The 22847-nt window shown below is 55.2% G+C and carries 17 protein-coding genes; 7 read left to right on the top strand and 10 right to left on the bottom strand.

Annotation, left to right across the window (positions count from 1 at the left end; all coding sequences use genetic code 11):
• Window positions 1-130: 130 nt before the first annotated feature.
• Window positions 131-2683, bottom strand: a complete 2553-nt coding sequence (locus NTX59_08000) for a radical SAM protein (GenBank protein MCX5785617.1) — start codon at window positions 2681-2683, stop codon at window positions 131-133.
• 442 nt (window positions 2684-3125) lie between these two features.
• Here NTX59_08000 and NTX59_07995 point away from each other — a divergent pair, with 442 nt between their 5' ends.
• The 4 genes from NTX59_07995 (at window position 3126) to NTX59_07980 (ending at window position 7760) form a co-directional block, all read left to right on the top strand.
• On the top strand, window positions 3126-4556 hold the full coding sequence (locus NTX59_07995; protein MCX5785616.1) for a radical SAM protein: 1431 nt from the start codon (window positions 3126-3128) through the stop codon (window positions 4554-4556).
• Between the two features lie 114 nt (window positions 4557-4670).
• Window positions 4671-5726, top strand: coding sequence for a radical SAM protein (locus tag NTX59_07990; GenBank protein MCX5785615.1), 1056 nt, complete (start codon window positions 4671-4673; stop codon window positions 5724-5726).
• A gap of 16 nt (window positions 5727-5742) precedes the next feature.
• Window positions 5743-6807 (top strand): radical SAM protein, encoded by a 1065-nt coding sequence (locus tag NTX59_07985; GenBank protein ID MCX5785614.1) that lies wholly within the window; start codon window positions 5743-5745, stop codon window positions 6805-6807.
• Window positions 6804-7760 (top strand): radical SAM protein, encoded by a 957-nt coding sequence (locus NTX59_07980; protein MCX5785613.1) that lies wholly within the window; start codon window positions 6804-6806, stop codon window positions 7758-7760. The genes NTX59_07985 and NTX59_07980 overlap by 4 nt, the downstream gene beginning before the upstream one ends.
• A 38-nt stretch (window positions 7761-7798) precedes the next feature.
• Here NTX59_07980 and NTX59_07975 read toward each other — a convergent pair whose 3' ends face one another.
• The gene (locus NTX59_07975; protein ID MCX5785612.1) at window positions 7799-9211 is read right to left on the bottom strand and encodes a radical SAM protein; all 1413 of its coding nucleotides are present in this window, start codon (window positions 9209-9211) and stop codon (window positions 7799-7801) included.
• 226 nt (window positions 9212-9437) lie between these two features.
• On the opposite strand from NTX59_07975, the gene NTX59_07970 reads away from it, so the two are divergent.
• Window positions 9438-11141, top strand: a complete 1704-nt coding sequence (locus tag NTX59_07970) for a hypothetical protein (GenBank protein ID MCX5785611.1) — start codon at window positions 9438-9440, stop codon at window positions 11139-11141.
• A 62-nt stretch (window positions 11142-11203) separates the two neighbouring features.
• On the opposite strand, the gene NTX59_07965 is transcribed toward NTX59_07970, so the two are convergent.
• From NTX59_07965 to NTX59_07930, 8 genes are all read right to left on the bottom strand, one after another.
• The gene (locus NTX59_07965; GenBank protein MCX5785610.1) at window positions 11204-12184 is read right to left on the bottom strand and encodes a radical SAM protein; all 981 of its coding nucleotides are present in this window, start codon (window positions 12182-12184) and stop codon (window positions 11204-11206) included.
• Window positions 12162-13622: a radical SAM protein gene (locus NTX59_07960; protein ID MCX5785609.1), complete on the bottom strand. Its 1461-nt coding sequence runs from the start codon at window positions 13620-13622 to the stop codon at window positions 12162-12164. Before NTX59_07960 ends, NTX59_07965 begins: the two co-directional genes overlap by 23 nt.
• 84 nt (window positions 13623-13706) lie before the next feature.
• Window positions 13707-15131, bottom strand: coding sequence for a radical SAM protein (locus NTX59_07955; GenBank protein ID MCX5785608.1), 1425 nt, complete (start codon window positions 15129-15131; stop codon window positions 13707-13709).
• 166 nt (window positions 15132-15297) lie between these two features.
• Complete coding sequence (locus NTX59_07950; protein MCX5785607.1) at window positions 15298-15978, bottom strand: hypothetical protein; 681 nt, start codon at window positions 15976-15978, stop codon at window positions 15298-15300.
• A gap of 578 nt (window positions 15979-16556) precedes the next feature.
• Entirely contained in the window at window positions 16557-17372 is an 816-nt protein-coding gene (locus tag NTX59_07945) for a Fic family protein (GenBank protein ID MCX5785606.1), read from the bottom strand.
• A gap of 224 nt (window positions 17373-17596) precedes the next feature.
• Complete coding sequence (locus NTX59_07940) at window positions 17597-19024, bottom strand: radical SAM protein (protein ID MCX5785605.1); 1428 nt, start codon at window positions 19022-19024, stop codon at window positions 17597-17599.
• Window positions 19021-20022 carry a radical SAM protein gene (locus NTX59_07935; GenBank protein MCX5785604.1) on the bottom strand — a complete coding sequence of 334 codons (1002 nt, stop codon included), beginning with the start codon at window positions 20020-20022 and terminating at the stop codon, window positions 19021-19023. Before NTX59_07935 ends, NTX59_07940 begins: the two co-directional genes overlap by 4 nt.
• A 92-nt stretch (window positions 20023-20114) precedes the next feature.
• Window positions 20115-21116 (bottom strand): NAD-dependent epimerase/dehydratase family protein, encoded by a 1002-nt coding sequence (locus NTX59_07930; protein ID MCX5785603.1) that lies wholly within the window; start codon window positions 21114-21116, stop codon window positions 20115-20117.
• Between the two features lie 146 nt (window positions 21117-21262).
• Here NTX59_07930 and NTX59_07925 point away from each other — a divergent pair, with 146 nt between their 5' ends.
• Both NTX59_07925 and NTX59_07920 read left to right on the top strand, forming a co-directional pair.
• A complete protein-coding gene (locus tag NTX59_07925) occupies window positions 21263-21973 on the top strand; it encodes an SDR family NAD(P)-dependent oxidoreductase (protein ID MCX5785602.1) in 711 nt (236 codons plus the stop codon).
• A 3-nt stretch (window positions 21974-21976) separates the two neighbouring features.
• A complete protein-coding gene (locus tag NTX59_07920; GenBank protein MCX5785601.1) occupies window positions 21977-22840 on the top strand; it encodes a class I SAM-dependent methyltransferase in 864 nt (287 codons plus the stop codon).
• The last annotated feature ends 7 nt before the right edge of the window (window positions 22841-22847 follow it).

Genomic DNA, 22847 nt, shown 5'->3' with positions numbered 1-22847 from the left:
CTCTTTTTTTGAAAACCCTCTTACTCCCGCCAGGCGGCCGCTTATTATACTTTAATGACTGTGCACCGCAAAAAGTTTGGGCTGATTTTTGCCGCTCAACTAATGCTAATCACCATTATGTTCCTAACATTCACAGGCCCAAGTATAATATTTTCTTCCCGGCAGCAGCTTCCGGATGCGCCTTGCGCCAAGCCGGATCCCTGGGCCAGCATTTGGCTTTTTCGCGGAACAGCACGTTCGTGGTCATAGCGGTTATCACTGGTTGCGCTTCAAGGTTTTCGGAGCCCTTGAATATGAAAGGAAGATGCTCGCAGGGGGCAAAGCTTGAGTCAGGCAAAACCATTATTTTATAGGCTGAACACAGTTCGCAGTCTATCAGCGCGGTCCGGTCCAGAACCGGGCCCCGGGCGCGGAACGCTATGTCCGCCACGGCCTGCCGGTCCGAGAGCTCAAGACGCAGTTCTTCGAATTTGTCCGCCCAGCCGCCCGACGCCACCGGCGGCAGGACCCTGACGGCCCCGGCCCCCGCGGCAAAGGCGCGCGCAAGCAGTTCTGAGAGCGTTCCGTCCGCGGCGCTTCCGCGCGTGGCATAACACGAGACCATGCATTTCTGCCCCAGCTCCCCGCACAGATTCAAGGCTTTAACTGCGGCCTCGTGGCAGCCGGGAACTTTTCTGACGGAGTCGTGTATTTCCGGCAAGGCAGAATCCAAGCTGATATTCAGACAGGCAAGTCCCGCATGCTTCAGTTTCATAATCAGTTCTTCGGTCACACCGATCCCGTTGGTCTCCACGAACACCGTCATGCCGGAGTCCGCGCAAACGGCGACCAGCTCCGCAAGGTACGGGACCAGAGTGGGTTCTCCGCCGGTAAAATGTATCCTTGGTATGCCCAGCGCAGCCAGTTCCCTCGCTCTTTCAAGCGCCCGGGCGCGCTCCATTGTTTTTCCAGCGAAGAACCCGCTGAAAGTTCCGGATGAACAGGCCGCGCACGAGCATTGGCAGCTGAAAGTGGCGGCAAAAACGGCCATACCCGGCACTCTCCTGCCAAGCAGTCTGCGCTTGAAAATATAAGAGGCGTACCTGGCGGCTCTTTTAAAATTAAGCAGCCCGGCCAGAAATAGCGCCCCTTTTGAACGAACGAACAGCCGCTTTGCCGCGGCGGCCGCCGGCTGAAGAAAGGCACGCCCGAAATATAACCGAAAAAAATAGTGCAGGAAATAGCGCAGGCTGCCGGCGAGCGAGAAGTTCGGATATGGGTTCGGGTTGCCTTCAAATTTTGCGAGCAACCCGCGCAGCGCTATGACAGGCAGGCGCAGACTGAACGCGGGAAGCAGTTTCCAGAGATCTCTGGCAAGCATCGCCTGAACCGCTTTTCGCGGCAGCAGCGAAGCGAGAAAAACCATGTTGCGAAGCCTTGCGCGTTCGGGCGTGTAACTGTGGCCGCCGTGCCCGTAAGGGACCGAAAATTCCCCGTCTTCCACGGCGCGGGCGGTTTTTTCCGAGACGAAGCCCTCCTTGCGCGCATTTTCAAGTATAGCCGTGCCGGGATAGTACCGGAGCCAGTTGACGTCATGGAAACCGGCGGGGTTAGCCGCCGCGAAGGCGGCTATAGCTTTCAGTTCTTTTGTATCCTGGCCCGGCAGCCCGAAAATAAAGTTGGTGTAGGCGAAAATATCCGCGTATTTCAGCAGGCTGAGCGCTTGTTCGGCGGCTTCAATGCTTTCCGCGCGGCCGAGGCATTCGCGGCGAATGTCTCCGCTTATGGTCTGAACGCCCATGTTCACAGCGGTGGCGCCGGCCGCTTTCAGCAGGGCTACAGTCCGCTCGCCGGCGTCAGCGGGGTGTATATTGCAAAAGAAGGGCAGCCCTATTTCTTTAGGATAGACCTCGGCGAACTCCCGCAGCCAGGCGAGGTCGGAAATAAAAAGGTCATCGCAGAATGAGACCCGGCGGAAGTCCCGGGTTTTCGCCGCAGACCGCAGTTCGGCTATCACGTTTTTTACGTTGCGCCTCCTGAAGAAGCGGTCCCGGCAGCCGAGGCGGGAAAGGACCCGGCGCATTGCGCTGTTATGGCAGTAGGTACAGGCGTTCGGACAGCCCCGGCCTGTGACTATGGAATAGGTATCGCGCACAAAACCCGGATATTCGCGGTAAAACAGATCTTTATCGGGAAACGGCAGCAGATCCAATTCGTTTTCAAGGCGGACCGGCGTTTTAATAGCGGCGCCGTCCTTTTTGCTCCAGATATTGTCAACACCTTCGGGGGGTTGCCCGCTCTCAAGGCGGTCGGCCAGCTCTACGATGGCCCGCTCTCCGTCGGCGACGCAGAGAAGATCGACCTCCGGCCTCCGCAGAACGGCTTCGGGAGCGGTGCTCGCGTGAACGCCGCCGAAGATCACAGGCACAGCGCTCAGGCGCTTTATTTCGCGCGCGGCAGCGAGCGACCACTGGAAATGGTCGGAGTCGGCGGAAAAACCTATAAGCCCGGGGTTCATGGCGAGCGCCCGCCGGGCGGCAAGCTTGGCGCTTTCCGGCTCAAGTGAGGGCAGCCTGAGCCTGAGCGAATCGAACAGCAGGGGTTCATAGACCAGCGCGGTTTCATGCCCGCGCGCCTTCAGGGCCGAGGAAAGATATTCCAGGCCCAGGCTTTCAGTAGCTGCGCGCACGAAAACGATCTTCATAGACATTTCACAACTGTCCGGGACAAAACCTCAGTTTGTTATTCGGGTTCGGGCCGAAAGCGGATTTACCCTTCCGCCACGTAGGAAACCCTCCCGTGGTTTCCCTCCAACTTGAAAGTTGGATCCTCCCATCCGCTATGTGGCTCCAGGGTAAACCCGCTCCCGGCCCTCCTGCGGTTTATTTAATACGCCCGGCCTTATATAAATAATGTGCACCACCCTTCTTATGATAAAGCGTAATTACCCGCCCATCATATAGAAAGATTATAAGTATCTATAATTTTAGCATAGCGTCAATAGCGCCGGGCTTAAATCTTGCGTTTGCCGTTTGCCCGGCCGCCGGCCTTCAACCGGGATAACTGGAAGCCGGCGTATCACTGTGTTATAATAAGGCATGGGGAATCCTCCATCGGTAAATTTCTTTCCTTATAGATAAAAACCAATGAAACTCACTCTCATCCAAGTGCCGTGGACCTTGGCCTCCGAAGGGGAATACGCGGCGGTTTACAGGACCTTCACGAGCTTTCCCCCTCTCGGGCTTATGAGCCTCGCGGCTTGCATGGAAGAAGCCGGCCACTCCGTGGACCTGATAGACCTGGAAGTTGAGCCGATGCCGTTTGAGGACCTGTGCGCGCGCATCAAAAATTTCAGCTCCGGCATGATCGGTTTCACCGCCACAACCCCGGTTTACCCGGTGGCGGTTTCTTACGCGCGCCGGTTGAAAGATCTGTTCGGTCTTCCAATCGTCATCGGCGGCGCCCATGTCACAGCGCTCAGGGAAAAATCCCTTTCACCCGACATGGACTTTGCCGTATTCGGCGAAGGCGAAACGACCTTTGTGGAACTGGCGCGGGAGTTCGAGGGCGGGCACAGCTACGCCGGCGTGCAGGGCCTCGCTTGGCGCGAGGGGCCCTCGGTCCGGGTGAACCCGCCACGCCCTTTCATTGAGGAACTGGATTCCCTTCCGTTCCCCGCCCGCGGCAAGGTGGCCCCTTCACGGTATTCATTCGAAGTCCCCGGCATTGGAATAGTGCCGGTATTTCTGGCGGAGCTCTCCCGCGGCTGCCCTTTCAAATGCGTGTTCTGCGGCGAAGGCGTCTATAACGGAAGAAAGATACGGTCCCGGTCCCCGGCACGCGTCGCGGAAGACATGCTGGACGCGAAAGCGCGTTTCGGCGCCGCGCATTTTGGTCTTGTGGCCTCTACGCTTACCGCGGACCGCGGTGTTATGGAAGGGCTTTGCCGCGAGCTTATACGACGGAAAGCCGGCCTCACTTTTGAGGGGCAGACCCGCGCGAACCTTGTGGACGAGCCATTGCTGGCCCTGATGCGGGAAGCCGGACTTGTGCGGCTGAACTTCGGCCTTGAGAGCGTGGACCCGGACGCGCTCCGCCTTATGCGCAAAGGCGTGGAACCGGAAGAAGTCAGTACCGCGCTGCGCCTCTGCCGCCGGCTGGGAATTTCCACCACCGTGGCTTCCATGCTCGGCAATCCGGGCGACACGCGGAAAACCGTGATGGCCACGGCGCGGTTCGTGCGCGCCACCCCGGAAATACGCTACTCGCCCTTCGCCATAGCCGTTCCCTATCCCGGAACCGAACTTTACCGGATGGCGGAACAGGGCCTGCACGGGCTGAAACTTTTGAGCGGTGACTCCTACAGCTTTTCACGCTATACCGGGGGCATTATGGAGGTGAACGGCATGGGGCCCGCGGAGCTTACCCGGCTTCAGCGCAGAGCCATGCTGGTCGCTCACTCCACCCCTTCGAAGATACTGGGGCTTTTGAGACATTTCGGTGTAAGCAAACTCCTGCGCATCGCCTGCCGGACGTTCTATGGAGAAATCAGACGATTGTTCGGCGCAAAAGAATAAACAGAATTCAGAATGGCGGAATTTTTCTCGTCGCTGACATCTTTATTCTGACCACTGAATTCTGGCTTCTGTCTACTTGGCATACACCAATGTCCCCTATGATATAATACCCTAATGCTTTCCGGTATTTTAAACAAGGCCACTTTCAGGCTGCGCTCCCTCACCAGGCGTTTTTACGGGACGCGCTGGTTCATCGGTTTGACCGCCTTCTATTTCCGCAGCGCCCTCCCTCTTATCCGCAGATTCACTCCGCTTTACGGAGTGACCGCCATACTCTCGCTCAGCTACCGCTGCCAGTGCAGCTGCCCCCATTGCGGCGCCGGCAAATACCCGAAGCAGGCCGAAGGCGAACTGAGCCATGAGGAAATTTTTAAATTTATAGACGACCTGGCCCGCCTGGGCGGAGCCTGCATCCACTTTTTCGGCGGCGAACCGCTGATGGCGCCGCGCCTGGCAGAATACGTGGCCCGGACCAAAGCCCGCGGCATGATGGCCACCGTGGACACTAATGGCCTGCTTCTTAACGAGGCGATGGCGCTAAAGCTGAAGGGAGCCGGCATAGACCTTATCCGCGTCAGCCTGGACAGCCCGCGCGAAGAAGAACACGACGCGCACCGCGGAATAAAAGGCTGCTGGCGCAAGGCGACCGAAGGCATGCGCCTGGCCGTGAAGCACGGCATACCCTGTTTCATGTCTCTTTACGCGACCAAAGAGAACCTGGCCAGCGGGGATTTTGAGAAGATGGTAGCCATGGCCCGGGAAATGGGCGTGGGCGTACGCTTCCTTTCCGCCATACAGAGCGGCCGCTGGAAAGAAAACGAGGAAGTCCGCCTTTCGGAGCCCGAAATAGAAAAGCTGCGCGGCCTGCTGGCCCCCGATGTCTGCTGGGAGACGGAATTTCTCCAGCACAAGAACGTGCCGTTCTGGTGCAACTCCATGCTGGGCAATAAATTCGACGTTTCGGCCTATGGCGAAGTGCTGGCCTGCGCCTACCTGCCGGCCGGCTTCGGAAATATCCGCAAGGAGCCGCTGGAAACCATAGTTAAGCGCATGTGGAGCTCCAAAATGTTCAAAGAGGGCTCCAGGCATTTCGACTGCCCAATGAACGACCCGGATTTCATAAAACGCCACGGCCATTTATTGAAGGGCTCGTACGACAAAACCTGCTGAACCGGAGCTTTGATCCATGCCCATGCCGCCGCCGGGAAATTTCCTCTATGTGACTACTTTCCGCCGCGTTCTGCGCTCTTACGCGGGACATCCGCTCGCCGTGCGACTACTTTATTTAGCTCTCAGGAACGGCCTCCCGCTGGCCCGTAAAATAAAACCGCTCTTCGGCGCCACGGCGCTGGTGGCGCTTACCTACCGCTGCCAGTGCTCCTGCCGCCACTGCGGCGCGGGCCTGTTTAAAAAGGACGGCGAGAAAGAGCTTTCAACGGAGGAAGTGCGCGGACTACTGCGCGATCTGCGCGCGGCCGGCGGCAGCGGCGTGCATTTTTTCGGAGGCGAGCCCCTGCTGGCCCCGGATGTGGTCGGTCACGTGGCTGAAGGCTCAAGGCTGGGCCTCAAAGTCACGGTGGAGACCAATGGCCTGCTGCTGGATGAAGCCTTGGCCGGGCAGCTTGCCCGCGCCGGAGTGGAGAGCGTGCGCGTGAGCCTGGACAGCCCGGATGAAGCCTCGCACGACAAGTTCCGCGGCGTGCCGGGAGCCTGGCGCAAGGCCGTCTCCGCTCTGCGGACCTGCCGTGCGGCCGGGATACGCACCCTTATAAATTATTATGCCAGCCGCGAGAGCCTCAACTCCGGCGAGTTCGACCGCATGGCGGATCTGGCAGTGGAACTGGGCGCGGGCCTGCGCGTGCTGCCGCCCGTTCGCGCGGGACTCTGGAAAGACCGAGAGGATATACCTCTTACTAAAGAAGAAACGGACCTGCTGCGCTCGCGCCTGCGCCGCGGCGTGGCCTGCTGGGGCTACGAATTTCTGGACCGGCCGGGCACGCCTTTCCGCTGCCACACGCTGCTGCACAGCACCTTTGACGTCTCCGCCTACGGCGATATTCTTTGCTGCCCTTACCTGCCCGGATCCTTCGGCAATATACGCAAAGAGCCGCTTGCAACGGCGGTCAAGCGGATGTGGGACGCGGACGTTTTCGCCCCGGAAAAAGACTTTGACGGCTGCCCTCTCAACGCTCCTTCGTTCCAGGCGCGGTACGGTGAACTGCTGAACGGCGGAAAAGGCGGCGCCAAATGACGAGACCGCGCGCTATGGCCCTAAGTTTTATAAGGATTTTTAAGCCGCTTTTCGGCGCAACTATAATGTTTTCAGTCACGAACCGCTGCCAATGCGCCTGCGCGCGCTGCGCCGTGCAAGGCGGGGAAAACGCAGCCGGGCCGGAGCTGGCCGGCGAAGAAATAAAAAAACTGATAGCTGAAGCCGCGCGGCTGGGCGCGCGGGAAGTGAGCTTCTTCGGCGGGGAACCTCTTTTGCGCGAAGACCTGCCGGATATGATCCGTTTTACGCGGGGCCTGGGCTTGCGCGCCACCCTTACTACCAACGGCTTATTGCTGGACGGGGCGGCCGCCGCCAAATTGGCGGAGGCGGGTCTGAACAGAGCCGGTATAAGCCTGGACGACCCTTCGCCGGAAGTTCATGACCGGGAGCGCGGGGTTCCCGGCCTCTGGGAAAACGCGGCCGCCGCGGCGCGGCAACTCATAAAGCTGGGCGTGCCGGTGGATATTTCTTTCTGCGCCACTAAGGACCGTCTGTGGGACGGCAGGGCGGCAAAAATGGCGGAGATAGCGGCCAGGTTTGGCGCGCGCCTGCGCATTCTTTCGCCGATGAGAGCCGGCCGCTGGGACTCTAAAGCTGACAAAGTGCTCACCGCCGAAGACCGCAAAATTTTGCGCGCTTTGCTTACGCCCGGCAAGGTTCACTGGGTACTAGGGCAGGTGGACAGCCCGGACGCCCCTTTTGTCTGTTCTTCTTTTGACCGTTGGAAAGTGGATATTACCGCGACCGGTGACGTAGTGCCCTGCACTTATTTCCCGGCGCCGTTCGGAAATATCCGGAAGGAAAGCCTGCTGAAGATAGTAAAACGCATGTGGGCCTCTCCCTTGTACAGGGAATTCAAAGGCACCGAAGACTGCCCCCTCAATGACCCCGCCTTCCGCTCACACTGGGCGGATCTGTTTAAATCTCTTTAAGGCTGAGGGCTTAAGGCTGAAGGCATACCCAGCGTGGACTATTTTTTATTGGACAGAGAAAAGCGCAGCAGGTTGAGGGCGAGGCCCGCGAGTTTGCGGATGGTGGCCCAAGGGTCGGTGCGGCGCAGAAGGCGCAGGAAATTACCGGGGTTTTTGAACGCTTCGGCAAGCTTCACCTTAAAGAACAAAAGCGGGAAATTCACGTCTTTCAGATCCTTTGAGACATAGGCCCGCTCGCCAAAAGAAAAACTGGAAGGCAGGAAGTCTTCGGTTATCTCCCCCGCCGCTACCAGGCGCTCAAAGGCCGCCGTGCCGGGTATCGGCTGAAAAAAGAGCAGCTCGGTATAATCAAAAAGCCCGCGCTTCATAAGGGCCAGCGTAGCGGCCAGGTCCGCGCGCGTTTCCCCTGGATAACCGATAATAAAAAATCCGCGCGCCCTCAAACCCGCCGCCCGGATATCCTTAAGTATCGGTTCTATCTCCGAGGGGACAAGACCCTTGTCCATCAGGCCCAGCACTTTGGCCGAACCGCTCTCCGGGGCCACCACCAGATGCTCCCATCCGGCTTTCTTCATAAGCCGCCACAGCTCCGAATTGCCGTTCTGCATGCGGATGCCGTTGGGAGCGCCGAAGCGCAGTCCCGGAATATTCAGGCGCAGGGCCGCCTCGCAGAACTCGCGCGCGTGCGCCTGGTCATGCGTAAAGTTGTCGTCTATAATATTGAACCACTGTATGCCGAAATCTTTGTGCAAAGCCTCTATCCACCGCATCACATAGGCCGCGCTGAAACGCCTGACGCGCCGGCCGTTCACCGCCGCCACGCCGCAGAAAGCGCACACCCCGGGGCAGCCGCGCGTGGTCTGTATCGGCGCGCTGGGGCGGTTGTCGCTGAAAAGCCGGTAGCCCCGGCGCAGGTATTCTTCCAAACGGATAAAATGGTAATCGGGCAGAGCGAGGGAATCCAGGTTCTCGACTAAAGCGGCGGGCGGGTCGACAAGTTTGCCGCCTTCGCGCCGCGCGAGGCCGGGCACTTTCCCCCAGTCCGGAGAAGGCGAGCCAAGTTCCTTTATAAAATCCGCAAAGGCGAGATCAGCTTCGCCCTTTATAACAAAATCTATTTCGGAATGCTTGAGCACGCCTTTGGCCCAGGCGCTGGGATGCGCCCCCCCCGCCACTACCACGGCCGCCGGAGCGGCTTTTTTGGCGGCCCTGACGGCCTCGAGCGCCTGGCAAAAGTTCATGCCGTAAGCGGTAACGCCTATCACATCCGGTTTGAATTCGGCCACGCGCCGCGCAAAGTTTTCGGGGGCGGGCCGGTCCAGCGCCAGATCAAAAAGCCTGAAGTCGCAAAGTTCAGCGGGGGTATTGGCGACTATGGAGGCGTAGGGCAGGGGCAAAGCGTATGCCGGCTCAAGTCCGCGGGGCCAGATGAGAGCGACGCGGGTTTTCATGAGCGGCAGGTTCCGGCGTCAGACGATTCCCGTGAGATTTTTAGCCTAAGGCGGGTCATATTTGTATTTAGACTTTACAAAATCGTTGCAAAAGCGTAAAGGCCAAAGCGCATTGGAGTTCCCGCCGGCTCGGGATTATATATAATGAGCCATATATATTTTTGCGCCGGAGATCCGCTGAGCAGGGCAACAAAGCCGCGGGAACCGGTTGCCACAGCTTTCTGCCATGAACACATTAAAAGCGATTTTAATAAAGTTTTCCGGACAAGAGGATTTGGGAACGGGAGGGCCTTCAACTTCCGCGGTCCTTTTGTTCGCAGCGGCCTTGTCCGTCTACGCCGTTCTGGTCGCGAACCCCCCGTCTTTTGACCCGAAGTATTCTATTTACCTGGACATTTCCTGCGTGTACTGGATACAGGCCCTCGTGGATCCGGGACTGTTCACGCACGATCCTGTCAGCGCGTTTTACAGGGCGCATCTCGGTCAGTTCAACCCGGAATCGCTATGGGTCTGGATAACTTCCCTCTTCATGCGCCTTGATCCCTGCACGCTGGGATTGAAGTTCCTCTCCGTGCTGTTGTGCGTCTCGGCGGCCGGACTGGTGCGGCGCCTGGCTAAAGATTCTCCCGCGCGGGCGGCGGCCGGCACAGCCGCGATACTGTTCACGCCGTATTTCCTGTCCATGGACACTTTCTACGGGGTTCCGCGCTGCTACGGCCTGATGGTTTTCCTGGGATTCGCTCTGTCGCTGGAAGAACGCCGCTTCCTGCTGTTGCCGGTCTTCATCTCTCTGGGCTTCATTTTTTATCCCTCCATGGCTGTTATGCTTGCCGCTTCCGCCGCGTTCGCGCCTTTATTTTTCAGGGACTATTTCCGGGAAAAAAGACTGCTGCCGCGCTACCTGGGCGCTCTGGCCGCCGGCGCCGTTTTCTGTCTGCTGATTTTGAGCAGGAGCGTGGCGCTCAAAAATGCGGCGCAGGTTTTCAACTCGGGGACTTTCCAGATCTCCAAACTTTACCAACTGGCGTCCTCACCCCTGAATACGCTGAACCCTCTGGACATAGTCCTGAACTTTCTGTTGGATATCAACGAACACGGCAGTCTCTACTCTATCTTCACGTTCCTGCTGGCCGCCATCAGCGCCTACGGTTTTCTGCGCCACCCAAAACGCCCTTCCATGCTGCCCAGGGCGGTGCCGGTGATGCTTACAGGAGCTGGCGCCGCTTTCCTAGTCCTTTACTTCATCCATCCCATTTCAGCCTCGCGGCAGACCACTTTTATAGTCCCACTCGCCCTGGTCTTCCTGGCGGCGGAAGCCCTGACAAGGCCGGCGGGGAAGAACTTGAAACCGGCCGCGCTGGCCGCTATATGCGCTGCGCTTTTCATCATCCTGCATCCCTTGTTCAATGAGAGATTGTCCTGCCGCGCCTATCAGCCCGTTTACGAATATTTGGAGCGCGTGCGGGGAGACGCGGTCATAGCGGCCTACCCCGGAGGCATGCTGGCGGAAACTATTCCAGTTTTCGCTAAAAAAACGGCCTTTTTCTCGGATGATTTTGTGGACCAGCAGATACTGCTGCTGAATAACCGCGATGAACTGCAGCGCAAACGAAGGGCGCTCCTGGCTGCGCTTTACTCCTCAACGGAGGCTGGCGCGCTGGAGCTGTCGGAATTTTACGGAGCGGATTATCTGGCCTTTGAACGCAGATACTATAAGCCCGCTTTCCTTGAGAAAATAAAGAACTCGGAGTTCCCTCCCGACAAAGATCTTGCCGGGATGCTGAAGGGCGGGACAGATCCCGCGGCCTTTTACCTTTATGCGCGTGAGAGAGCGGCGTTCACCTGGAAAAATGAGGGCAGCGAAGGCTTCATCCTGGACCTGCGCTCGTTAGGCCGGAAAAAAGCGGCCAAAATAAGCGCGGGACGCTAAACTAATCATGCGTAAATTTATAATTGGATCATTTCGGCGGGCGGAGTAAGGCTGACAGATTTTCAGCAGGTTCCGCATTCCCCGTCCGGGGAATGCCCGCGGCTTAAATAGCCGTTCTTTTCCAGTATCCCTTCCAGCGAGTTCTCCCTGACATTACCCATGGAAGTTTTGGAAATATAACACATTTTGACGTCGCCGGAAGCCGTGACATAAACGCTCATTTTCCTGAGCATGGTACATTCCATCGCGCCGGTAAGGAAGTCATAAAGCGGACTTTCGGAATAAACGAAGGAGCTGTCCAGATATTTTCGGAAGAAAAGCTTCTTATTTTCCGCGGAGAGAAGGCTTCTGCTCCTGCCGCCCAGCTTGCCGGCGTAAACGGGGAAAAGTACCCTGACACCCGACGCGCCCAAGGACCTGGCCGTACTGATGAGGGCTTCCAGCCTGCCTTCGGCTATGGCCTTGTCGGTTACATACGTGGAAATGACACAGGGGATACCGGCGGCCGCGCAGTTTTTTACGGCTTTCAGGGCCGCGTCGAAACAGCCCTCATATTTCCGCAGGCGGTCGTGCCTTCTGGCCTCGGCCGAGTCCAGGCTCACGTTTATATTGGAAATGCCGGCCTTTTTCAGCGAGGCCGCAACGCCTTCGGAGAGCAAAATGCCGTTAGTGTCCAGGGAAACGCTCAACCCCAGGCCGCCGGCCCAGGCGACCAGTTCCGGAAGGTCTTCCCTGAGGAGCGGCTCGCCGCCGGTGAAGCCTATCTTGGGCGCGCCCAGGCTATGCGCGCCGGAAATAAGCCTCTTGATCTCCGCGGTGGAGAGTTCGGTCCCGCCTGTGGAAAATTCGCTGGCCGAGCAGTGCACGCAGCCGCACTGACAGCGGTAAGTGGGGGCTATCATCACGGTCATGGGCACGCGTTTCCCCAGGGCGTATCTTTTAAAAGCGAACCTGGCCAATTGCGGGAAGATCCCCGGGGCCGAGGGCCTTATGAAGATCCTGTACAGGAGACGCAAGCGTTCAATATGTCCAGCGATTCTCATTTTTACTTTTCCGCCCGGTTTTAAACTGGTGGCTGAATATAAGGGCGACTCCCCATAGCACTCTTTGTATCTCGCCTAAAGAAGTCAGAGAGAAAAATCTTTTTAATATATAGCCGGGCCTCAGGTAGAAGCCTCTGGTGAAATCTTCCATCAGCGAAAGAAGTTCGGCCGCCGGCACGGCGCTCATTGCCACCAGTGGCTCTCTTTCGGAATAAACCGTTATATAGTCGGCGCCGTAAACATGGTCAATATCTATCCTGTGCTCGCGCACAAGGGTAGCGAAAAGCTCGCCGCCCACACTTGGAACATAGACCGAGAACATGGCATAATCCGGGTCCAGTTCTTTGGCGAATTTGCGGGTCTTTTCGGCGGTTTCAAGGGTTTCACCCGGAGTGCCCAGAATGAAAGCGGCGTTGACCCTGATGTTGTATTTGGAGGCAAGCCTGACCGTATTCCTCACGCTGTCAAGCGAGATGCCTTTTCTCATCCTGTCCAGCATTTCCTGCGAACCGGATTCCACGCCAAGCAGCATCCTTCTGCAGCCGGCGCAGCTCATTTCTTTAATAAGCTCGTCCGTAGCCGTGTCGGCCCTCACATTGCAGTTCCAGTAAATTTTAAGCCCGGCTTTTTTTATCAGGGAGCAGATCTCCCTGACATGAGCCGGGTCGCAGGTAAAGGAGGGGTCTTCGAACTGAAATTCCCTTATGCCGTAATTATCATAAAGGCTTTTCATCTCGGCTACAACGTCGGCCGGCGCTCTTTTTCTGAGCCGTCCGCCGTAGCCGTAGTGGTGGCTGCAGAACGTGCACTTATACGGGCAGCCGCGCATGGTAAGCACGGAGGCGGCCCGCGAAGAGCTGACCGCCCTGGTTATGCCCAGGTAATACTTTTTAAAATCCACAAGCTGATAGGCCGGCCAGGGGATGGAGTTTATGTCCGCGATAAGGGGCCGGGGCCGGGTACGCACGGTTTCCCCGGCAAGCCGGTAAGCGAGCCCGGCGACGCCGGAAATGTCGCCGTTCTTTTCAACGCAACCGGCCAGTTCTAAAAAAGTTTCTTCCCCTTCTCCCGCGACGACGAAGTCTATCGCCCCGGTTTTAAGGCAGGCGTCCGGCAGATAGCTCGCGTGGATGCCGCCCGCCGCTATCTTAACGCCGGGGAAATTCTTTTTTACAAGCGCGGCCAGCTTGGCCGTCACCTCGAAGTTGGCTGTGTAGGTGGCAAAGCCCACGAGCGACGGGTTGAAGTCTTTTATCTGTTTTATTATTTTGCTGTCGGAAAGCTGCTCGGCATAGAGGTCAAGGATTTTAACGTCATGCCCGTTCTTCAGCAGGTAAGCGGCTATGTACATCAGGTTCAGGGGGGGCATACAGCCCCGGGCCCTTGTCTGATATATGCCCATGTTCTTTAATCCGGGCGAAATAAGAAGGATGTTCATAATTTCGGTACTGCTTGGTAAACAGAATTCAGTAGTCAGTAGTCAGAAGTTAGAATAGGGAACCATTCGGCGATCTCATTCTGGCTACTGACTTCTGGCTTCTGGCTTCTTGAGTAAATTCCCCAGGGCCTTAAGCCTGCCGGCGAGATCTCCGGCGCTTCTTACCGAGGTAATTATATTAAACAAACGCGAAGGCCTGAGATAATATCTGAGGTAGGCCCGCCTGCAGAACTTGAGCAGGTCCGAGCTTTCAGCCCCCCGCACTTTTATCAGGGGCTGGGTATTGTCGTAGCTGTCGCAAAGCTCGTCGTCTCCGGCCAGAAGCAAATCCCTCTCTTTGGCTTCGGCGTAAAGCCGGGTGTCGAAAAAGGGGTGCGCGAAGGCGAAAAAGACATGGTCGGTGTCTATCTCCATGATGTTTTTCAGCGCCGCTTTCATGGAAACCGGCGTCTCCCCGGGGTAGCCGAACACGTAATAGCCTCGGGTCTCTATCCCCGTGTTCCTGGCGGCCAGAACGGCCTCGCGCGCCCGGCTCATCTTAAAGCCCTTCCCCATAAGCCCGCAGGCCCCATCGCTCGCCCCGTCTATGCCGAAAGCTATGGAAACGCAGCCGATCTCTCTCATTTTTTTCAGCAGTTCGCCGTCCACCAGGTCCACCCTGGTCATGCAGGACCAGGTCAGGTTCAGCCCGTTCTCTTTTATCAGGGCGCACAGTTTCATAACGCGCTCCCTGTCAAGAGTGAAAGTGTCGTCCTGGAAACTTATCTCCCGTATCCCGTAATCTTTTATCAGCCACAGTATTTCCCCAAGGGTTCTCTCCGGGGACTGGGCCCTGTATTGGTCCCCGAAGACGCTTTTGGAGCAGAAGCCGCACGTAAAGGGACAGCCCCGGGAAGTGACCATGCTGGTGACGGGGAACCGTTTGTAGCCGAAGATAGCGGGCCTGTATAATTTCAGGTCCACCAGGTCCCTTGCGGGCATCGGGAGTGTGTCCAGGTCAAGGGGAGCATATCTGGCAGCGGTTTCGCCCGAGCCGCTCCTTTTTTTTAGGACCAGGCCGCCAATGCCGTCCGGGCCGAGACCTTTTGCAAGCCTTACGGCCAGTTCGGCAAAAGCCCGCTCCCCTTCGCCCGCTATAACTGCGTCAAAGCCTTCCTTCTCCAGGCACTGGGCCGGCCTTGCCGTGGCATGGGGCCCGCCGGCCGCCACGAAACAATGCGGGAAAATTTTCTTTATCGCGGCCGCCGCGTTGGCGGAGCTGGTGAAAGTTCCCGTGTAGACCGTTACACCGGCCAAGTCCGGCCTGAAAGCTTTTACCTCGGCCTCAAAATCTTCCGCGCTCAGCTTCAGGGCGGGACAGTCTATGACTTTAAGTTCGGCCTCCGGCAGCTCTTTTCTAAGATATGCCGCTATGTAGAGCAGTCCCAGCGGCGGCAGGGCCATGCCGGCGCCGGCCAGCGGATTATACCGTGAAAAGGAATGCGGCGGGTTTATCAGAAGGATTCTCATCGTGTTTGCTTTGTAGGAAACATAAGAGCCGTTATCGCAAGTCCGCACTAAACCTTCCCTCTCTAAACTGGTCCAATTTCCAGGGGGAAGGTCACCCTTTACCCTTTGTAAAGGTCAAAAGTCAAGACTCCTGACCCAACCCCGCTAAAATAATAGGGTACTGTCCCTATTTTCCTCTATTTTCCTTAACCCCCATTACCCAAGCAGCCCCTACTTTAGGCCAAAACCCCTTAAGATCAGCCCTCATAGTATTGATTTCTAACTGCAAGTCATTATCACCTAAATGTTCTGCAACCCGTGTAGCCAGGTTTTGACTTGAGTGAATCAGTATCCCATACATCATAAATTCATTGCGCCAAGATATTTCCCTCTCCACAAGATCTTGAATAAAAAGGAGATTTCCATGCAACATGTGAGAATACCCACTATATATGGCCACCTCAGAGTTATATCCACCAAAATCTATCGGCGTTATTTTGGCTTGGAGGGATGAAAGATATTTCGTGTATTCTTGCCTTATTTTTTTTATCAAAATGGAGTCTCTCAATTTTGAATTCGCTATTTGGTCATACAATTTCCTTTCTATAGTTGTTAAGCAATCTTTCTCTTCGGCGTATAGCTTTTTAAATTGTTGGTGATATTCAGCCTCTGATAGTGAGGCGTAATCAACCAGCATCGACAAAAGTTTTACTCGTTTTTTATCAGTCGCCGAAGTTTCATTAGAAAAAAGGACATCAGCTCTCTTTAACCCCAACTCAAATATCGTCCTATAAGCAAAAGGCAGAAATCTTTCAGTCTTATGTTTGACCGTAGCTTTTATCAAGCCTATAAATGTTTTCAGAAACATATGCTCATATGTCTCATATAGAACACGATGTGACACAAATTTACTGGGGATTAACAGTCCGGATTCTAGTTGAACGAGCCCAGTCCTAATTTCCAGTTTCGCGTCGAAATATTTAGAACGTTTGGAGATGAGTTCGCATTCTTTCTCCAGAAGCGAACATATTTGCAGATAAAATTTATCGAGCTGAACAATGATTGCCTTCATCGGTATTAGTGGACACGGAGGAACGTATTCGTTTGCCTAAACAGTCATTAATCCATCTACGTCCCTTCCCCCTATACTTGTCAGTATCTATATACCTTCATTCTACCAAAACAAAACCGCCGGGACTCTCCCCGGCGGCTTAAATATTCCCGCTTCTTTTCAATAAAGGTCACAAGTCAAGACCTGCCCCCTTTATCCTATCGAGTTAATTTATGCCCATAAATATGTGATTTCCCCGCCCAATCTCAAAAAGGTACCTGGTACCTTTTTCCGGCCTGCCTATTCTCCGTTTTACTGGAGGTAGCTTTACGATTAACTTTACTAATACTTTACGTATTTTAGCGCGATTTGGTCTGTGTGCAGGACTAGGCGGATTATTTGTTCGCTAGTCTATGTAGAATTTTTCGGTAAGTGTTAATAAAACTATCAATTACAGCTTCATCGTCGTAGAAAGAGGTACTATCGTGACCATCTTCTTCTCTTAATCCACAAAACCTTCTTGTCTGTTTTATTGTATGGGGGCTTACAGTGGCGGTGGTCCCTTGGAAAGAAATACTTCCAATTTTATGTTCGGTCGTTTCGATCTTTTTGCTAAAAAGCTTTTGGTGTGTTTCAAACTTAATTATATCGATATGCCTTCCATCCTGGTTTTTCAGGCCATAACCATGTTTCTTTAAAATTTCTTCAAGGCGCCTATATGTGATAGGTCGCTCCCCACGTTTAACAGTATCCACACGCTCTTTTAAGTACATGTCTATTGCGGCAACCTCGGTGTCTTGGGAAGATGCGGAGCGACACTGGGTCTGTTGTTTAGGATGCAGAGTGTTGATTAATGAATGTGTGGCAATGTTAATTATCATGGCCTCCAATTCTTTGTGTGATGTGCCTCGAATCGTAAGTCTATTTTTCTCCAAATGTGCTAATAATGACACTAATGCAGTTCGTTTATTGCCGTTATGAAAAGGGTGATTGCAGCATATGCCAAAAGTTAACGTGGCCGCATTTCGAGTAGGGGTTGAGTATTTATCAAAAGCCCCAAACCCCGCATGTTGCCTGGACACTGCGGAGGACAACATGTTCATGTCTTTTACTCCTGGGGGAAATATGGGATTAGGTGTGTTTGCAAACTCGTCTACGAGTAATTCATGGATTCGAACAACTTCTTGTGTTTCAAGGGTCTGAAATTCCATAGATTAAATTATATAACTTATAAAAAATTACTTCGTAAAATAACGATTTTCCAATGATATAATACTATTCTAGAAATACGGAAATACGGGACGCTGCACGATAACTCGATAACTTTAAACCCCTTGTAAACCCAAAGCATTACAGTGAGGCAAGAATAATCAAGTTATCGTGCAGCGTCCCCAAATTCCGCAATTCCCCTTTTGCGTTTTGGCGGAAGGCTCCGTCACTTCCCCCGTCTCCGGCCGAAGATATGCATAAAGCCCCAGGCCAGATATTTTGCCTCGGCCAGGGATTCAATAGCCAGGAACCGCTTCAGCAGATAACCCGGCCTGGAATAAAACTTCTTATTAAAGGTTTTCATCAGCTTCACAAGCTCTTCCGCTTTCAATTCCGACATCTCCACCACGTCTATCTTTTTTGAGTAGGCGGAAAGGTAATGGGCGCCCCGGTAGCCGGGCACGTCTATCTTGCCCTCTTTGACCGCCTGCTCAAAAAGCTTTGAGCCCACCACGGGCGCCAGCACGGAGAACATAGCGTAATCCGGGTCCAGCTCCAGGGCGAAGTTGAAAGTTTCCATGGCGGTCTCGCGCGTTTCGCCGGGAAGGCCCAGCACGAACGAACAGTTTGTCCTGAGACCGTGCTTCCTGGCCAGTTTCACGGCGTTCCTTACCTGGTCCAGCCGGATATCCTTGTTGGCGGAGATACTCCCGAGCAGTTTCTGGGAGCCCGATTCCACCCCGATAAAAATCCTCCGGCAGCCCGCCCGGCGCATGACGGCGAAAAGCCCGTCCGAGGCCGTGTCGGCCCGCACGTCGCAGTTCCATACCACGGGCAGCTTGTGCTCGGTTATCAGAGCGCATATTTTTTTCACTCTGGCGGGGTCGGCAGTGAAAGTGCAGTCCTCAAAACGGAATTCGGTGACGCCGTACTTTTCCGCCACGTAAGCCATTTCCTCCACCACATTTTCCGGGCTCCTTAGACGCACCCGGCAGTTGTAGCCGTAGTGATGGCTGCAGAAGCTGCAGTTGTAATTGCAACCCCGCGCGGATAAAATGGAGGAGACGCGCCCGTACCGCACAGCCCGGGTCGGCGGCAGGCGGTAGAGGTCAAAATTTATCAGCTCATAAGCCGGCCAGGGCAAAACGTCCATGTCCTCAATTATAGCTCCGGCCCCGGTGCGGGCGGGGGAGCCGTTCTTCCGGTAGCAGATGCCGGCCACCCCCGAGAGGTCATCTTTCTTTTCCAGCGCGGAAACGAGTTCCGAAAGTACCGCTTCGCCTTCCCCCATTACAACCGCGTCCGCCGGGCATTGTTCAAGGCAGATCTCCGGCAGGTAGCTCGCGTAGAGCCCGCCCAGAACGATATAAGAGGAGGGCAAAAGCGCTTTTATTTCTTTTGAAAGCGCGTAAACTTCGTCCATGCCGCCGGGATACGTGGCAAAGCCCGTTAAAAAAGGATTGAAATTTTTGACCTCCCGCAGAGCCTCTTCTTTCGGAAGCGGACCGGCGTAAAGGTCCAGTATCTTAACCTCATGGCCCGCCTTCTTGAGATACGAAGCCAGATACATCAGGTTCAAAGGCGGCATCAGGTTCTCAAGAGCCCGTTGGGCCGGGCCCATTTCCTGGGGAGGATTTATAAGAAGGACTTTCATGCGCCTGAGCCCCCGGAATGTTTTCTTTTGTAGATATCGCAGCCCGCGCAGAGCCGCTTCTGCTTGTTATAAAAAGACAGGCTCCGTTTTTTTTCGCTTATTTCCGCCAGCGGCTGGCGCGCCAGGTTCCCGAAAGAGATATCCCTAAGATAAAAGCAGGGCAGCACATTGCCGTCCACATCAATGAAAATATGGTCATCCGTAGTCAGGCAATACCTGTCCCAGGCCGAGGCGAGATCCATAAAAATATTGTAGGAATTGTTGTTCACGCAGCGGAGCCCGGATTGGCCGGCCAGGCGCGCCGCGGAGCGCACTATGCTCCTCTCTTCCCGCAGGGAGGGCCGCCCTACGGGGGGCTCGCCCTTGAAGGCGTGCAGGTCTATGCGCATCAGTTGTATCTCGTCCGCCCCGGCCCCAGCCGCGAACTTTATCACTTCCTCAACCCGCTCTTTTGAGCTTATCAGGGTCTGCACCCTTATTTTAAATCCCCCGGAGGCTTTCATTTCTTTCAAAAGCCCGAGGTTTTTCCGGATCTCGCCGGTAAAGGAGTGCAGCGGACCGCCCGCGTCCAGGCTGTCTATGGAAACGCTCATCCGGTTTATTATCTTTTCCGCCGCCAGGTCCGCCATGAGCGTCCGGTCGAAAACCGAAAGGCTGGTGGCAAGGTTCAGGGCGGTATCGGGAAAAGTTTTTTTGGTGAGCCTGAGTATCTCTTTAAGAGCCCCGTTACAGAAAGGCTCTCCCAACCCCACAAAATTAAGATACCCGGGCTGTTTGCCTGCGAAAGCGAGTTTTATACCGGAGAGGACTCCGGTAAAAAGCTCAAGGCTCATCGTTCTTTCGGAGACCCCCAGGGGAGACCTGAAACACATGGCGCATTTCTGGCCGCAGACGGTAGACACCTCGATGGTTATGTCGCGGGGAGGGTAAGCGTAACTTTTTGAGACAAGCCGGATAAATTTAAGGACCTTTTCTTTGAGCGAAGTTTCAAAATACATATAAGGTAGTGGAGTGTCCCGCAAATAGCTAGACCTTTGACTGACCGAGTTTTGGAGAGAAACAAGGAACGAAGAGCACGCATAGCGGGACACTACACTAAGCCGTTGTCCTTGTACCAGCGGGCGGTCCTGCGCAGGCTTTCTTCGCGGCCCACCGCCGGCTTCCAGCCCAGCTTTTTTATTTTTTCATTGCTGCAGATCCAGTCGCTGCAGGGCACTTGGGCAGTGTTCAGGCGTATATCCATGCGCATGGGGAAGAACCTGAAAAAGAACAGGCGCTCCAGGGCTTCCTTCACGAATAAACCGCTGTAGATAAGCCACATCGGCACATAAAAACCGGACAGCCGCCCGTCTATCCCGGAGGCCAGCCCCCCGAAGAACTCCCTCATGGTCAGCGGGTCTTCCACCACAAAATATTTTTCACCGTACGGCGCCTTTTCGGCCACGAACATTGTGGCGTCTACCAGGTTCTCCACATAAGTGAACGGCACCGAATTATTCCCTTTGCCGAAAAACGGGAAAATCGAGTATTTCAGGAACTTGAACACCATGGCCATGTTGAGGTTGCGGGGGCCGTAAACGGAGCCGGGGCGCACCACCTTCACCGGGAAGCCCTCTTTTTTGTGCAGTTCAAGCAGGTATTGTTCCGCGTCATACTTGCTAGCCCCGTATTCAGTTTCGGGCAGGGCGTCGCAGGTCTCGTCCATCAGGGAACGCACTCCGGCCGCGGCTATGCTGCTATAGTAAACAAATGTTTTAACTTTGCCTTTGGAGAGGTCGGCCAGGTTCCTGGTGCCGATGTTGTTAACCTTGTCGAACTCTCTGGCGAGACCCGTCCTTGAATAGAACCAGTGCTGCGGGCGGACATTGGCGGCCAGGTGGAATACCTCGTCCACTCCGTCAAGAGCTTTGGCCAGGCTTTCTTTGTCCAGCAGGTCGCCGTAAAATATCTCGGCGCCCAGACCCCGTATATAGTCCAGGTGCCGGCTGTCCGTCTGCACGAAAGCCCGTACCTTCCTGCCCGACTTTATAAGCGCTTCCGTCAGATGGGAGCCGATAAAACCCGCCGCGCCTGTGACTAAAGTTATCCCCATGTTCTACACCCCGGAGCTGAGTCCGCCGCAATGAAGGAGCAAGGTAAATAATACAATATCCGAGGTGGGGTTCCAAGCGCAATTCCCCTATGAAACGACGAAAAAAACGGCCGCTGTCCCTGTTTAATTTATAGAATCTTATTTATATGAAAGTTATCATTATCGGGGGAACTTCGGGGCTGGGCAGGGCTCTGGCCGGGGTGTTCCTATTCAACAAGTGGGAAGTAGCGGTCACGGGAACGCGGGATGAGTCCATAAAGGATTTCAGCGCGCTATACCCCGGCGTCACGGTCAGGAAGATGGACCTCTCCGACCCTGAGAAAAGCAGAAAAGATTTTCTGGAACTGGCCGAACAGCCTGGCGGGACGGACGCCGTTATTGTAAGCGCCGGGCATTTTGAATGGGACCGCAAAACCGACTGGGAAATAGAGAAGAAAGCCATAGAGATAAACGCCCTCGGCTGCGCCGGCGTCCTGAACGCCGCTTTCGGATATTTTCTAAAAAAAGGGTCCGGGCGGCTAGCCGGGGTCTCCTCTATCGGAGCCATCAGGGGCCACGGCGCCTGCCCGGCTTACAACGCCTCAAAGGCTTTTATCTCCAATTATCTTGAGGGACTGCGGCAGGCGGCGGCTCTCTCCGGCGCGGATATCTCCGTGACCAATGTCATACCCGCCTACATCGCGGGAAAAGAGGAAAGCTCGGCCCGCGACATATTTAAGGCCGTACTGAAAAAGCGCCGGAACGTGTACACCCCGTCGCGCTGGAGGTTTTTGGCCGCTCTTTACAGGAACATTCCGGACCTTCTGCACGAAAAAATGGCCAAGTGGCACGACCGGCTCCTGAAACCTTTCAAATAATTTATGGGCTGCCTGCTGTGCGGCGGAAGCCGCCTGAAAAAGATATTCCTGTCCAAAAACTCGGGCATAGTTAAATGTCCGGACTGCGGCTTCATGTCCAGGTATCCGTACAATGGCTGCGTTTCCGCCAAATGCGCGGCCTGCCCGGACAGGTGCATAGACAGGCTTTCCGACCCGGCCTTCCTGGAAGCCAGGCTGCGGGTGGACTCAAAAAGGGCCGGACGGATAAAGAAGCTGACGGGCGGAGACTTCTCTGAACTTAAAATCCTGGAACTTGGCACGGGACTGGGCTGCCTGGCCTCCCAGTTGGCGGGCTCCGCCGGCCAATATCTGGGCACCGAACCCTCTTCCGTTTTCCACGGCTTCCAGCTTGAAAATTTCAAAAGCCTTTCAGGGAAAGTTCTAAACACCCTCCTGCCAGGGGCCGAATACGAAGAACATTTTGACCTTTTGATAGCGGTGGACATCCTGCAGTTCACCGACAAGCCTCTTGATTTCATGAAAGAGGCCAAAAGCTTCCTGAAAAAAGGAGGGCTCTTCTACCTGGAAGTTCCGGACGAATCGCTTTTAAGGCTGAGAGCGGGCGCAAGGAAATTCCTCGGCCTGTACAAAGGAGAGCCGGTACATCACGGCCACATCAATTTTTTCACGGAAAGCTCGCTCCGCTGTCTGATTGAGCGGTCCGGCCTGAATATAGAAAAGATGAGCCGGCTGAGCATAGCCGGGGACGAAGACAGGCTGTTCCTGACCATAAAAAAAGAGCTCCCGTTCTATTTGAAGGCCATGTCGCTTTGCGCCAGGCTGACCAAAGCGGACCTGCCACTGGGCCTGGGCAATACTGTCTGCCTCTGCTCCAGGCGGGAATGAGAATATG

Source organism: Elusimicrobiota bacterium, assembly GCA_026388155.1.
Lineage (GTDB): Bacteria > Elusimicrobiota > Elusimicrobia > Elusimicrobiales > UBA9959 > UBA9634.
Note: the sequence above shows the minus strand (reverse complement) of the source record. Positions and strands in the feature narration are given on the sequence as shown.